Annotated in this window: 15 protein-coding genes and 1 tRNA gene; 7 read left to right on the top strand and 9 right to left on the bottom strand. The window is 63.6% G+C overall.

Annotated features, from left to right (window positions below):
- The first annotated feature begins 3 nt into the window (after nt 1-3).
- Genes argJ through AC07PA_RS20570 form a run of 3 tightly spaced genes read left to right on the top strand, consistent with a single transcriptional unit; the run spans nt 4 to nt 2,576 of the window.
- Entirely contained in the window at nt 4-1,233 is a 1,230-nt protein-coding gene (argJ, locus tag AC07PA_RS20580; RefSeq protein ID WP_494608707.1) for a bifunctional glutamate N-acetyltransferase/amino-acid acetyltransferase ArgJ, read from the top strand.
- A 19-nt stretch (nt 1,234-1,252) separates the two neighbouring features.
- On the top strand, nt 1,253-2,125 hold the full coding sequence (locus AC07PA_RS20575) for an ATP-binding protein (RefSeq protein ID WP_494608706.1): 873 nt from the start codon (nt 1,253-1,255) through the stop codon (nt 2,123-2,125).
- Nucleotides 2,118-2,576, top strand: coding sequence for an NUDIX domain-containing protein (locus tag AC07PA_RS20570; RefSeq protein WP_494608705.1), 459 nt, complete (start codon nt 2,118-2,120; stop codon nt 2,574-2,576). Before AC07PA_RS20575 ends, AC07PA_RS20570 begins: the two co-directional genes overlap by 8 nt.
- Before the next feature lie 35 nt (nt 2,577-2,611).
- On the opposite strand, the gene AC07PA_RS20565 is transcribed toward AC07PA_RS20570, so the two are convergent.
- The 8 genes from AC07PA_RS20565 to AC07PA_RS20530 all read right to left on the bottom strand — a co-directional run bounded on the left by AC07PA_RS20565 (nt 2,612) and on the right by AC07PA_RS20530 (nt 9,394).
- Entirely contained in the window at nt 2,612-2,836 is a 225-nt protein-coding gene (locus AC07PA_RS20565; protein WP_007854531.1) for a DNA gyrase inhibitor YacG, read from the bottom strand.
- Nucleotides 2,837-2,850: 14 nt separating this feature from the next.
- Entirely contained in the window at nt 2,851-3,606 is a 756-nt protein-coding gene (gene zapD, locus AC07PA_RS20560; RefSeq protein WP_007854534.1) for a cell division protein ZapD, read from the bottom strand.
- 88 nt (nt 3,607-3,694) lie between these two features.
- Nucleotides 3,695-4,294 carry a dephospho-CoA kinase gene (coaE, locus tag AC07PA_RS20555; RefSeq protein WP_494608704.1) on the bottom strand — a complete coding sequence of 200 codons (600 nt, stop codon included), beginning with the start codon at nt 4,292-4,294 and terminating at the stop codon, nt 3,695-3,697.
- Nucleotides 4,295-4,297: 3 nt separating this feature from the next.
- The gene (locus AC07PA_RS20550; protein WP_494608703.1) at nt 4,298-5,212 is read right to left on the bottom strand and encodes a prepilin peptidase; all 915 of its coding nucleotides are present in this window, start codon (nt 5,210-5,212) and stop codon (nt 4,298-4,300) included.
- The gene (locus AC07PA_RS20545) at nt 5,212-6,432 is read right to left on the bottom strand and encodes a type II secretion system F family protein (RefSeq protein WP_494608702.1); all 1,221 of its coding nucleotides are present in this window, start codon (nt 6,430-6,432) and stop codon (nt 5,212-5,214) included. Before AC07PA_RS20545 ends, AC07PA_RS20550 begins: the two co-directional genes overlap by 1 nt.
- 28 nt (nt 6,433-6,460) lie before the next feature.
- Entirely contained in the window at nt 6,461-8,200 is a 1,740-nt protein-coding gene (pilB, locus tag AC07PA_RS20540) for a type IV-A pilus assembly ATPase PilB (protein ID WP_035203458.1), read from the bottom strand.
- Nucleotides 8,201-8,339: 139 nt separating this feature from the next.
- Nucleotides 8,340-8,416: transfer RNA gene (locus tag AC07PA_RS20535), tRNA-Pro, on the bottom strand.
- Nucleotides 8,417-8,464: 48 nt separating this feature from the next.
- Complete coding sequence (locus AC07PA_RS20530) at nt 8,465-9,394, bottom strand: polyprenyl synthetase family protein (RefSeq protein WP_035203467.1); 930 nt, start codon at nt 9,392-9,394, stop codon at nt 8,465-8,467.
- Nucleotides 9,395-9,620: 226 nt separating this feature from the next.
- On the opposite strand from AC07PA_RS20530, the gene rplU reads away from it, so the two are divergent.
- The 4 genes from rplU (at nt 9,621) to proB (ending at nt 12,704) form a co-directional block, all read left to right on the top strand.
- A complete protein-coding gene (gene rplU / locus AC07PA_RS20525; RefSeq protein ID WP_024814187.1) occupies nt 9,621-9,932 on the top strand; it encodes a 50S ribosomal protein L21 in 312 nt (103 codons plus the stop codon).
- Nucleotides 9,933-9,947: 15 nt separating this feature from the next.
- The gene (rpmA, locus tag AC07PA_RS20520) at nt 9,948-10,205 is read left to right on the top strand and encodes a 50S ribosomal protein L27 (RefSeq protein WP_007854552.1); all 258 of its coding nucleotides are present in this window, start codon (nt 9,948-9,950) and stop codon (nt 10,203-10,205) included.
- A 180-nt stretch (nt 10,206-10,385) separates the two neighbouring features.
- Nucleotides 10,386-11,456 (top strand): Obg family GTPase CgtA, encoded by a 1,071-nt coding sequence (gene cgtA, locus AC07PA_RS20515; protein ID WP_145694508.1) that lies wholly within the window; start codon nt 10,386-10,388, stop codon nt 11,454-11,456.
- Between the two features lie 105 nt (nt 11,457-11,561).
- Nucleotides 11,562-12,704: a glutamate 5-kinase gene (proB, locus tag AC07PA_RS20510; protein ID WP_145694507.1), complete on the top strand. Its 1,143-nt coding sequence runs from the start codon at nt 11,562-11,564 to the stop codon at nt 12,702-12,704.
- A 74-nt stretch (nt 12,705-12,778) separates the two neighbouring features.
- Here proB and AC07PA_RS20505 read toward each other — a convergent pair whose 3' ends face one another.
- Nucleotides 12,779-13,486, bottom strand: coding sequence for an RNA pyrophosphohydrolase (locus AC07PA_RS20505; protein ID WP_145694931.1), 708 nt, complete (start codon nt 13,484-13,486; stop codon nt 12,779-12,781).
- Between the last annotated feature and the right edge of the window lie 65 nt (nt 13,487-13,551).

Below are 13,551 nucleotides of genomic sequence, written 5' to 3'. Positions count from 1 at the left end.
CCCATGCCCGTTCATCTTCTTGCCCCCGTTGCCGCCGATCTGCATGCGATTGCCGGTGTCCGCATTGGTGTCGCCGAAGCCGGTGTCCGCAAGGCCAACCGCAAGGACCTCACCGTGTTCCTGCTCGACGAAGGCGCCAGCGTGGCGGGTGTGTTCACGCAGAACCGCTTTTGCGCGGCGCCGGTGCAGGTCGGCCGTGAGCACCTGGCTGGCGGGCAGGGCATCCGCGCGATGGTGATCAACACCGGCAATGCCAATGCCGGCACTGGTGCCGATGGGCTGGCGCGTGCGCGTGCCACCTGCGTTGCGCTGGCGCGCCAGCTGAACGTGGCGCCCGAGCAGGTGCTGCCGTTCTCCACCGGCGTGATCATGGAGCCATTGCCGGTGGACCGCATCGAGGCCGGCCTGCCGGCGGCCATTGCGGATGCGCAGCCCGGCCATTGGGCACGCGCTGCCGAAGGCATCATGACCACCGATACGCTGCCCAAGGCCTTTTCGGCCCAGGTGCAGATCGCGGGCACGATGGTGTCCATCACCGGCATCAGCAAGGGCGCTGGCATGATCCGCCCGAACATGGCGACCATGCTGGGTTTCATGGCCACCGATGCTGTGGTGCATCCCTCGGTGATGCAGCAGCTGGCGCGCGAGCTGGCCGATGGGTCGTTCAACCGCGTGACCATCGACGGCGATACCTCGACCAACGATTCCTTTGTGGTCGTGGCCACGAACAAGGCGGCGCACGCTCCGATCACCGATCTGGCCAGTGCCGAAGGCAAGGCCCTGCAGGCCGCTATGTTGCAGGTGGCGCAGAAGCTGGCCCAGGCCATCGTGCGCGATGGCGAAGGTGCCACCAAGTTCATCACCGTGCGCGTCGAAGGCGGCAAGACCGGCGACGAGTGCCGCAAGGTGGCCTACGCCATCGCCCATTCGCCCCTGGTCAAGACGGCTTTCTTCGCCAGCGACCCGAACCTGGGCCGCATCCTGGCTGCAGTGGGCTACGCCGGCATTGACGACCTGGACCAGACCGGGATCGATTTGTACCTGGACGACGTGCACGTGGCCGTGAAGGGCGGGCGCAACCCGGCCTACCGCGAGGAAGACGGCCAGCGCGTGATGAAGCAAAGCGAGATCACCGTGCGCGTGCTGCTGGGCCGGGGTGATGCCGCCGACACCGTGTGGACCTGCGATTTCAGCCACGAGTACGTGACCATCAACGCGGATTACCGCTCCTGAACACGCGAGCCTCTGGCACATGAACCAAGCACTGGAACACCTGATCGCGCGCGCGGAGCAACTGATCACCCGCATTGAGGCGGCCTTGCCGCAGCCGCTGTCCGCGCCGGACTGGACGGCCTCGATCGCCTGGCGCTACCGCAAGCGCAGCAGCGGCCATGGCACGCTGGAGCCCGTGCGCCATGTGGCGGCCATGGCCCTCACCGAGCTCAAGGAGATCGATGGTCAAAAGGACAAGATCGAGCGCAACACGCGCCAGTTCGTGCAGGGCAAGCCGGCCAACAACGTGCTGCTCACGGGCGCGCGTGGCACGGGCAAGTCCTCGCTGATCAAGGCCTGCCTGAATGCCTACGCGCCACAGGGCCTGCGCCTGATCGAGGTGGACAAGGCCGACCTGACCGACCTGCCCGACATCGTGGACGTGGTCTCGGCACGACCCGAGAAGTTCATCGTCTTCTGTGACGACATGAGCTTTGAAGAGGGCGAGCCGGGCTACAAGGCGCTCAAGTCCATCCTCGATGGATCGGTGGCTGCCGCCACGCCGAACGTGCTGATCTACGCCACCAGCAACCGCCGCCACCTGCTGCCCGAGTACATGACCGAGAACCTGACCTACACGCACAGTGAGGACGGCGAGGTACACCCCGGCGAGGTGGTCGAGGAGAAGATCTCGCTGTCGGAACGCTTTGGCCTGTGGGTGAGCTTCTACCCGTTCAGCCAGGACGAGTACCTGGCCATCGTGGCACAGTGGCTCTCGTCGCTGGGCGTGGATGCCCAGGAGATTGCAGCGGCGCGCCCCCAGGCCCTGGTGTGGGCGCTGGAGCGGGGCTCGCGCAGCGGCCGCGTGGCCTACCAGTTCGCACGCGACTACGCGGGGCGCCGGGGTGGTTGAGCCCGTGGCCGGCGAGGCAGCGGTGCGCAACCACACCGAGGTGGCGGTGGGAATCCTGGTGCGCCCGGACGGCGCACTGCTGTTGTCCACCCGGCCGCCAGGCAAGCCCTACGCGGGCTACTGGGAATTTCCGGGCGGCAAGCTGGAAGTGGGCGAGACGGTGGAGCAGGCCCTGCGGCGTGAGCTGGTCGAGGAGCTGGGCGTGACCATCGGGCCCGCCGCGGTCTGGAAGATCACCGAACACGACTATCCGCACGCGCTGGTGCGGCTGCATTGGTGCAAGGTCCATGCGTGGACAGGGGACTTCGAGATGCGCGAAGGCCAGGACATGGCATGGCAGCAGCTGCCGCTGGAGGTCAAGCCGATATTGCCCGGGGCTTACCCGGTGCTGCAGTGGCTCTCCGAGGAGCGCGGCCTGGCGTTCGTGGCACCGGAACTTCCCAAGGTCTGACCCGCGAAGGCCGAGGGCCGCGATCCGCAGCTCAGTCAGTGCTGCAGTTTGGGGTCGCCATACTGGGCGTCCAGCGGCGGCGCCTCGGCAGGCATGCGGAAGTCTTCGCTGGCCCAGGCGCCCAGGTCCACCTGCTTGCAGCGCTCGCTGCAGAAGGGGCGGTAGGCATTGGTCGGGCTGTAGATGCTGTCGCCACCACAGGTGGGACAGACGACGGTGCGGGCAGGGGTGCTGCTCGGGTTGGATGGTTGTCGGGCCATGCTGAGCGCCTCCTTCACGCGCACAGGGTCAGTTCGAAAGCGGCATCCTCCGCGCAGGAGTGCAGCCGGCCATCGGCTTCCTGGCGCATGAGCCGCACCGAGACGATCAGGCGGTTGCCGCTGATTTCCGGGATGAGCCCCAGTGATGGGTCCATGCGCAGGCGCAGCAGCTGGAAGGTGCGACCCTGGGGCAGGTTCTGCTGGAACTGGCCACGCTCGGCGGCCACTTTCTGCGGAACGCCGGAGTCGCGCAGCAGCTTGAGCAACACGTAGATGGACTCGGCCAGGGGTGCGAGGGTGGAGGCCCATTCCTGCAGTGCGTTCTGGCGGTGGGCCACGTCGTGGTGCTGCCAGGCGTAGTAGGCGGGCAGGTCGAAGCCGCAGGTGCCGCCCGGAATGCCGACGCGGCTGCGGATGCTCATCAACCAGTCGTTCTCCGTCAGGGCGTGGCCGGACTTGCCATTCTGGGTGTTCAGTGCCGTGAAGCAATGGTCCAGCTGGGTGATGACCGCTTCCAGCGCGGCTTCCGAGATCGAGGGGTTGCCCCGGTAGCCTTCCAGTTGGTGTTTGTGCTTCTCGATGTCTTTGAGCACGTCCGACTTCAGGTCGGCGCGTGCGGCCACGTCCATGATCTCGAAGATCGTGACCAGCGCGAAATGGTGGTCCAGAGCGTGGGAGCGCGGGATCAGTTCGCCGAGTCGGCGAAACAGCTGCTCCAGACGCAGGTACGTTCTGAGGCGCTCATTGAAAGGGTATTCGTAAAGGATCACGCTGGCGGGTTCCCGGGGCTCTCAGGGTATTTTGCGGCGCCGCGGGTCTTTGCCCGTCAAAGCAAGGGACCACAGGCGTGCGCATGCATCATAGCCCGAACCGCCGACCCAGCTGCACGGCCTGGGCCTGCAATTGCGTCAATGTGCAGAGTGGGCCGTTGTGTACCACGGCATCGGCCGCGGCCCGGCGCACGGGCCGGCTGGCCTGGTTCGCCAGGATGGCCTGCACGGCCTCGCGCGCAAGGCCGCTGCGCTGCACGACCCGCTCAATCTGGGTTTCCGGTGGGCAGTCGATCACCACCACGGCATCGAGCTGCCGGGTCCAGCGTCCTGACTCCACGAGCAAGGGGATGTCATGCACGATCAAGCGCTTGCCGTCCTGCTGGGCCTGGTGCGCTTCGTAGGCGCTGCGCTGGGTCACCAGCGGGTGCACGATGGACTCCAGGCGTGCCCGCGCATCCTCATCGGAAAATGCCAGGGCCCGCATGCGGGCCCTGTCGAGTGCACCGGAGGCATCGACATACCCGACCCCGAAGTTCTGCCGGATCGCCTCGATGGCCGCGCCGCCCGGACCTGTCACGCTGCGCGCGATCTGGTCGGAGTCGATCAGCGCTGCTCCCAACGATGCGAGCAACTGACCAAAGGTGCTCTTGCCGCTGCCGATCCCCCCGGTCAGACCGATGCGCATGGCTTACAGCCCCAACTGGTGCAGCACAGCCTGGAGAATGGCCTCGGGGGTGAACACCATCGAAGCCAGGCCGGCCCCGACCAGGAAGGGGCCGAAAGGGACGTAGCCCCCCTCGCGCAACTGGTTCCTGAATTTCATGGCCAGACCCACGATGGCACCGATCACGGATGCCATGAGAATGATCGGTACCAGGGCCTGCCAGCCAAACCAGGCACCGAGCGCCGCGAACAGCTTGAAGTCACCGTAGCCCATGCCTTCCTTGCCGGTGGCCCACTTGAAGCCCCAGTACACGAGCCACAGGGACAGGTAGCCGGCTGCGGCACCCAACACCGAAGCCGCGGTGGGAATGCCTGTCCAGCCCAGTGTCGAGGCAATCAATCCCGCCCAGAGCAAGGGCAGGGTGATGTCGTCGGGCAGCAGGGTCGTGTCCCAGTCGATCATGGCAAGCGCCACCATGGCCGCGGCAAACCCGCACCAGACCAGGGTGGGCCCCGACAGCCCTCCCCAATGGCCCAGGAAAGCAAACAGACCCGCCGTGGCAAGTTCTACCAACGGATAGCGCACGCTGATGCGTGTCCCGCAGGAGGAGCATTTGCCGCGCAGGAACAGATAGCTCAGCACGGGGATGTTCTCATACCACTGCACCATGTGCCCGCACGCCTGGCAGCGCGAGCGGGGAACCATGAGATTGAATGGCTCTACCAAAGGCTGTGGAGGCGCTTCAGTTGTCGCTGCCGTCGATGCATCGGAAGGCTGCTGCGTTGCTGCCGCCTGCTCGGCGGCGTAGGCGGCCACCTCCGCATTCCATTGGCGCTCCATCATCTTGGGCAGCCGGTAGATCACTACATTCAGAAAGCTGCCGATCAACAAGCCCAGGACGCCGACCAGAGCGGCGCTCCACCACGGATCCAGGACCATCAAACGACCTGGCCGAGCTTGAAAATGGGCAGGTACATTGCAACCACAATGCCACCGATCAGTGTTCCGAGGAAAACAATGATGATGGGTTCCATCAGGCTGGAGAGGCCGGCCACCATCTCGTCTACTTCAGCTTCATAGAAGTCGGCAGCCTTGCCCAGCATATGGTCGATCGAACCAGATTCTTCACCGATGGCACACATCTGCAGCACCATGGATGGAAATACATTGGCATTCCCCATGGCGGCAGTCAGACTGGTGCCGGTAGAGACCTCCTGCTGGATTTTTTCGGTGGCGACGGCGTAAACCGAGTTGCCGGAGGCGCCTCCAACGGAATCGAGCGCTTCCACCAGTGGGACGCCCGCCGCAAACATGGTCGCCAATGTCCGGGTCCAGCGGGCCACGCAGGACTTGTCAATCAATGCGCCAAAGATCGGCATCTTCAACAGAGCGCGATCCATGAACTTTTGCATCTTCTCGTTGCGCTTCCATGCTTCCATGAAAAAGTACACCCCGCCTCCCAGCACCCCAAAAATCAACCACCACCACTTGACAAAAATCTCGCTGATAGCCATCACAAAAAGGGTCGGGGCGGGCAGGTCCGCGCCGAAGGATGAAAATACTTCCTTGAAGGCCGGAACCACGAAAATCATGATCACCGTGACCACCACAAAAGCCACAATCAGCACAGAGATGGGATACATCAATGCCGACTTGATTTTCGACTTGATGGCTTCCGTCTTTTCCATGTAGGTGGCCAGACGGTCCAGCAGGGCTTCCAGAATACCGGCCGCTTCACCGGCCTCCACGAGGTTGCAGTAGAGGGTGTCGAAATACAGCGGGTGCTTACGGAAAGCTGCGTTCAACGACGTCCCTGTTTCCACGTCTGTACGGATGTCGTTGAGCAGCTTGGTCACGCTGGCATTGGTGTTGCCGCGACCAACGATGTCGAACGACTGGAGCAAGGGTACGCCAGCCTTCATCATGGTAGCGAGTTGGCGCGTGAACAGGGCGATGTCTTTGGGCTTGATCTTCTTGCCCGACTTCATGCGCCGCTTCTTGATCTTGGTCGGGAACACGCCCTGGCGCCGCAACGTGGCCTGAACCTGGTTTTCACCCCCCGCACGGATTTCTCCGCGCACGATTTTCCCGGCCCGGTCCTTGCCTTCCCATTCGAAGACGAAATCCTTGATGTCCTTCGATGCTGCTGCAGTCGCCATGGTATTCCCCGTCGCTATTCTGTAATGTTTATTCGTTGGTCACGGCCAGCACTTCTTCGAGTGAGGTGTGCCCCAGCTTGGCTTTGTAGAGGGCGGCATCGCGAAGAGACCGCACACCCTCGGACCTGGCCTGCTCGGCGATCTCCAGTGCACTGCCATCGCGCAAGATGATCCGCTGTATTTCTTCGGTGATGGGCATGACCTGGTAGACCCCGACGCGACCCTTGTATCCATTGTTGCAGGCGGAGCATCCCACGGGGCGATAGGTTATCCAGGAACCATCGAGTTCCTCCTCGGCATAGCCGGCGTCCACCAGCGCCTCGTGCGGAATGTCTGCGGGCACCTTGCAAACGGGGCACAGTCGCCGGGCCAGGCGCTGCGCGGTGATCAGAATGACGCTGGAGGCGATGTTGAATGGGGCGATCCCCATGTTGCGCATCCGTGTCAACGTCGTTGGGGCATCGTTGGTGTGCAGTGTGGACAGCACCAAGTGACCCGTCTGGGCGGCCTTGATCGAGATATCGGCTGTTTCCAGGTCACGGATTTCCCCCACCATGATGATGTCGGGATCCTGGCGCAGAAACGACTTGAGTGCCACGGCAAAGGTCAGCCCGGCCTTGTCGTTGACATTCACCTGGTTCACCCCCGGAAGGTTGATTTCCGAGGGGTCTTCCGCCGTGGCGATGTTCACGCCCGGCTTGTTCAACAGGTTCAGGCAGGTATACAGCGACACCGTCTTGCCGGAGCCGGTAGGGCCGGTCACCAGAATCATGCCGTAGGGGCGGCTGATGGCATCAAGCAGGCGTGCCTTCTCTTCCGGTTCGTAGCCCAGTGCATCGATGCCCAGCTTCGCGCTGGACGGATCCAGAATACGGATAACGATCTTCTCGCCAAACAAGGTAGGCAAGGTACTCACCCGAAAATCGATGACCCGGTCGGGGCCGATTTTCAGTTTCATCTTTCCGTCCTGCGGCACCCGCTTTTCGGAAATGTCCATGCGCGAAATCACCTTGATGCGCGAAGCCAGCTTGTCCTTGATCGCAATCGGCGGCGACGTGATTTCCCGCAGCTCTCCGTCAATGCGAAAGCGCACGCGGTATTGGTGCTCATAGGGCTCGAAGTGCAGATCGGATGCCCGCATATTGAACGCATCGAGCAGCATTTTGTGCAGGAATTTGACGACCGGGGCATCTTCGACGTCCGAGGCCGCACCGGCATCGGTGGCCTCGGCTTCCACTTCGATGGGAATATCATCGAATTCGAAATCCCCCCCGCTGGTCATGGCCTCCATCGACTCAGACGTCGATTTCGTGGTGCTTTCAACCAAACGGTTCAGCTTGTCATATTCCGCGATAATCCAGTCCACTCCCATTTGGGTCGTGAACTTGATTTTTTCGGCGGCTTCCTGGTCCGTGGGGTCGGCCGTGGCGACGATCAGGCGGTTGTTGCGTTTGCTCAGCACCACCACCCGATAGGACTGGCAGATCTTCGCGTCCAGCAGGTCCTTGGGCAGCCGCAGCGGGTCAATGGCCTCCAGGTCCAGCAAGGGAGCGCCGAAGACTGCGGATACGGTGTGGGCCAGATCTCCTGCGGAGACGACCCCTGAGCCGGTTAACTCCGCGATAAAGCTGGTGCGGCTGGTTTGTGACTTTTTGTAAATATCCTCGGCCGCCTTTTGGGTCAGCTTTCCCGCAGACATCAACGCCCGGCCCAAGCCTGGAAGGGCTATTGCAGGTGTTTCTTTCTGAGCAGTATCTACAGCAGCCATGTAACCGGTAATGTGTTAGGAATTGAACAACGAGCCATCCTATCATCGCCTATTGGCAAAGACCTGTACAGCGTTGCATATTGGCGCCTGAACCACAGTTCAAAATGGATTTGCAAGGCTGCGGCCCTCCGTGGGAGGGTGGTCGGGGTGAGAGGATTCGAACCTCCGGCCTCTACGTCCCGAACGTAGCGCTCTACCAGGCTAAGCTACACCCCGCAAGGCGCCCGTGGGGCGCCGGGACCTGTGGTCGCGCGAAGGCGGAGCCTACGCGCGGCGGTCCAGCAATTGAGAAGCCAAGTGTAGCAAGCCGGCGGTGTAATCGTTGCCTGGCAGCACTTGCAGGGCTGCGATGGCCCTGTGGGCTTCCGAGATCGCCGCGGCCCGGGTCACTTCCAGTGCGCCGGTTTCCCGGACGATGGTGATGATGGATGGAAGCTGTTCGGTGGAGCCTTGCTCGATGGCCTCCCGGATGATCGCGGCCTGGGTGTCGGTGCCGCGCTGCATGGCCGCAATCAGGGGCAGGGTGGACTTGCCTTCGCGCAGGTCGTCCCCCAGGTTCTTGCCCATTTCGCTGGCATCGCCGTCGTAGTCGAGTACATCGTCGATGATCTGGAAGGCGGTGCCCAGTGCCTGGCCGTAGGTGGCGCAGGCCTCTTCCAGTGCGGGGGGGCTGTTTGCCAGAACGGCGCCCAGGCGCGCACTGGCCTCGAACAGCTTGGCGGTCTTGGAGCGGATCACCCGCAAATAGCCCTCCTCGTCCAGAGAGGCGTCGTGCATGTTCATGAGCTGCTGCACTTCGCCTTCGGCGATCACGTTGGTGGCCTCCGAGAGGATTTCCATGACCCGCATGCTGCCGGTCTCGACCATCATCTGAAAGGAGCGCGTGTGCAGGAAATCGCCCACCAGCACGCTGGCCGGGTTGCCGAAAGTCTCGTTGGCCGTCGCGCGACCGCGCCGCAGGGTGGAAGCATCGACCACGTCGTCGTGCAGCAGGGTCGCGGTGTGGATCAGCTCCACCACGGCCGCCAGGCCGAAGCGGTGCGCGCCGCGGTAGCCCAGGGCGCCGCACACCAGCAGCAGCAACGCGGGGCGCAGGCGCTTGCCGCCCGCCGCGATGATGTACTGCGATATCTGCGCGACCAGGGGTACGGAGGAGGTAAGGCGTGCGGCAATCACCCGGTCCACCTCGTGCATGTCGGCAGCGATGAGCGTGAGTGCGGGCGTGGCGGCTGTTTGGGAGTGGTCAGTCAAGATAGGAGCGCTCGAAGTGCAGCGGATTATAGGAACGGCCATGGCCTTCCCGCCGTGGCGGTGCGCCACGTTCGCCGCGGATGTCGCTGGCTTGCCACGATCTTGAGGCTATGCTAAACTAGCGGGCTCTGCAGAAATTCGTCTGCGGAACTCATATCAAGAGGTCAACATGTACGCGGTCATAAAAACCGGCGGCAAGCAGTATCGCGTTGCTTCCGGCGAAAAAATTAAAGTAGAACAGATTGCTGCGGACGTAGGCCAGGAAATTGTGATTGACCAGGTTCTGGCTGTCGGAAACGGCGCTGAACTGAAGGTTGGCACGCCCCTGGTGTCCGGTGCAACGGTCAAAGCCACTGTCGTGGCGCACGGCAAGCACGACAAAGTGCACATCTTCAAGATGCGCCGTCGCAAGCACTATCAGAAACGTCAAGGTCACCGTCAGCAGTTCACCGAACTGCAAATTGGCGTGATCGCTGCTTAACAGGGAGCTGATGTCATGGCACAGAAAAAAGGCGGCGGCTCTACGCGAAACGGACGTGACTCCAAGCCAAAGATGCTGGGTGTCAAGGCGTTCGGTGGTGAACTGATCAGTGCTGGCTCCATCATCGTGCGCCAGCGCGGTACGCGTTTCCACCCCGGTACCAACGTGGGCGTGGGCAAGGACCACACCCTGTTCGCACTGGTGGACGGCCACGTGTCGTTCGGCACCAAGGGTGCACTGTCCAAGTCGACAGTCAATGTGACGGCCGCCTGAGGGTTTTCACCCCGGCAGCAAACGAAGCCCCGCCTGGTCGGGGCTTTGTTGTTTGGACCTCTGGTACTTCCTGCCGGGGCGTCCTGTCGGCGTCCTGTACGCCCCTCGAAAAGAGCAAAGCCCTGCTGCTCCTTCACCGGTGATTTTCTTGCGCAGCGCTCTTTTGTAAACTGGATACCCATGAAGTTCGTCGATGAAGCCTATATTGACATTGCCGCCGGTGATGGTGGCAATGGCTGCGTGTCGTTCCGGCACGAGAAGTACAAGGAGTTCGGCGGTCCCAATGGGGGCGACGGCGGCCGGGGCGGGCATGTGTTCGCCGTGGCGGACCCGAACCTGAACACCCTGGTCGATTTCCGCTACTCGCGCCGGCACGAGGCCAAGCGCGGCGAGCACGGCATGGGCTCCGACATGTTCGGCGCCGCCGGTGCGGACATCACGCTCAAGGTGCCTGTGGGCACCATCTTCACCGACGCCGAAACCGGCGAGGTGCTGTACGAATTGCTCAATCCGGGCGAGTTGGTCACCATCGCCAAAGGCGGCGACGGCGGCTTTGGCAACATGCGCTTCAAGAGTGCCATCAACCGCGCCCCCCGGCAAAAGACACCCGGCTGGCCCGGTGAAAAGAAGAACCTCAAGCTCGAGCTCAAGGTGCTGGCTGACGTGGGCCTGCTGGGCATGCCCAACGCGGGCAAGTCCACCTTCATCGCCGCCGTGTCCAACGCGCGGCCCAAGATTGCGGACTACCCTTTCACCACGCTGCATCCCAACCTGGGCGTGGTGCGCGTGGCCCCCGAGCAAAGCTTCGTGATCGCCGACATCCCCGGCCTGATCGAAGGCGCCTCCGAAGGTGCGGGCCTGGGCCACCAGTTCCTGCGGCATCTGCAGCGCACCCGATTGCTGCTGCACATCGTGGACATGGCGCCGTTCGATGATGCGGTCGATCCGGTGGCGCAGGCCAAGGCCATCGTGGGCGAGCTCAAGAAGTACGACCAGCAGCTGCACGACAAGCCGCGCTGGCTGGTGCTCAACAAGCTGGACATGGTGCCGACCGACGAGCGCGAGCAGCGCGTGAAGGACTTCGTCAAGCGCTTCAAGTGGAAGGGGCCGGTATTCCAGATCTCCGCGCTCACGCGCGAAGGCTGCGAGCCGCTGATCCATGCCATCTACCGCCATGTGCAGACCGAGCAGCGCTCGGAAAACACGCCCGAGGAAATCGATCCGCGCTTCGCGGGGGACGCGCCGGCCTGACGGCCGCCGGCGCCGCGGCCCGCGCGAGCGTGCGGGCCTCCACAAAACAATGCAGTGATGGCGGCCATCCTGGCCGCTCAGCGACAAGAGGCAAAAGAAACAAACATGGTTTCCAGTGTGCTGCGGGACGCCCGCCGAATCGTCGTCAAGGTAGGCTCCAGCCTGGTCACCAACGAAGGCCGGGGCCTGGATGAGGCGGCCATTGGCGAATGGAGCCGGCAATTGGCCGCGCTGGTGCGCGGCGAGGGTGGCGGCGCTCCACGCGAGGTGGTCATGGTCTCCAGCGGTGCCATCGCCGAAGGCATGAAGCGCCTGGGCTGGACCACCCGCCCCCATGAAGTGCACGAACTGCAGGCTGCCGCCGCCGTCGGCCAGATGGGCCTGGCCCAGATGTACGAAACCAAGCTGCGCGAGCAGGGCATGGGCAGTGCCCAGGTGCTGCTCACCCATGCCGACCTGGCCGATCGTGAGCGCTACCTGAACGCCCGCTCCACCCTGCTCACGCTGCTGCGCCTGGGCGTGGTGCCGGTGATCAACGAGAACGACACGGTGGTCAACGACGAAATCAAGTTCGGCGACAACGACACCCTGGGTGCACTGGTGGCCAACCTGGTCGAGGCGGATGCCCTCGTCATCCTCACCGACCAGAAGGGCCTGTACACGGCCGACCCGCGCCGCGACCCGGCCGCACAGTTCGTGCATGAGGCCAAGGCGGGGGATCCTGCGCTCGAAGCCATGGCCGGCGGCGCAGGCTCCAGCATCGGCAGGGGCGGCATGATCACCAAGATCCTGGCGGCCAAGCGCGCGGCCGGGTCCGGCGCCTCCACCGTCATCGCCTGGGGGCGCGAGCAGGATGTGCTGGTGCGCCTGGTCCAGGGCGAGGCCCTGGGCACCCTGCTGGTGGCGCAGACACAGAAGAAACAGGCCCGCAAGCAGTGGATGGCTGACCACCTGCAGCTGCGCGGTGCCGTGCTGGTCGATGCCGGCGCTGCGGCCAAGGTGCGCGATGAGGGCAAGAGCCTGCTGCCCATCGGCATGACGGCGGTCGAAGGGGATTTCTCACGTGGCGACGTGATCGCCGTGCGCGACCTGGCCGGGGTGGAGATTGCCCGGGGCCTGGCCAACTACGCCAGCGCCGAGGCGCGCCTGCTGTGCCGCAAGTCCTCCTCGGAGTTCGAGCGCCTGCTCGGCTATGTGGCCGAGGCCGAGATGGTGCACCGCGACAACATGGTGCTCACCATCGCGTGATGGTGGCGTGCCATGCCAGGGCAGCGCCTGGCCGCCATCACCCGCAGCCGGTCGGACTGTGCGCCAAGCGCGTATTACTTGGCGGGAGGCTGGCCGCTGCTGCTGCTTTCCGTGTCCATGGTGGACGGCGCAGGCAACTCTTCCAGCCCCATGGGCCGGCTGCTTTGCGGATCGGGATCGAAACTGGCGCCCGGAGGCAGTTCCATGCCCGGGTTCACCAGCAACGAACCGGTGCGGAACATGGCGCTGCCCGCGTGCTCGCCGTCGCGCGCACGCATGCCGCTGCGCAGATAGCGGTTGCGCTGCTCGTTGCGGGGCAGAAAGCGCGCCAGCTCCGTGAGCGCCATTTCATAGACGCCACGCTTGAACTCGACCACCACGTCCAGCGGCACCCAGTAGTCGTTCCAACGCCAGGCGTCGAACTCCGGGTGGTTGGTGGCACGCAGGTTCAAATCCCAGTCGTGTCCGACCAGTTGCAGCAGATACCAGATCTGTTTCTGGCCCTTGTAGTGTCCGCGCGCATCGCGGCGGATGTACCGGTCAGGCACCTCATAGCGCAACCAGTCCCGGGTACGGGCCACCAAGCGCACGTGGTTGGGGTGCAGGCCCACTTCTTCGTGCAGCTCCCTGAACATGGCCTGTTCCGGGGTTTCCCCCCGGTCGATGCCACCCTGTGGAAACTGCCAGCTGTGGGTGCGGATGCGTTTGCCCCAGAACACCTGGTTCTTCTGGTTGAGCAGGATGATGCCGACGTTCGGCCGAAAGCCGTCCCGGTCAAGCATAATCAAACCCCAAATTTTTAAACTGTGTCCATTATGCACGGCGCTTTGAGCGCAGCAAGTGGGCT

This window comes from Acidovorax sp. GW821-FHT09B03, from assembly GCF_059418305.1.
This window is presented reverse-complemented; position numbering and strand designations above follow the sequence as displayed.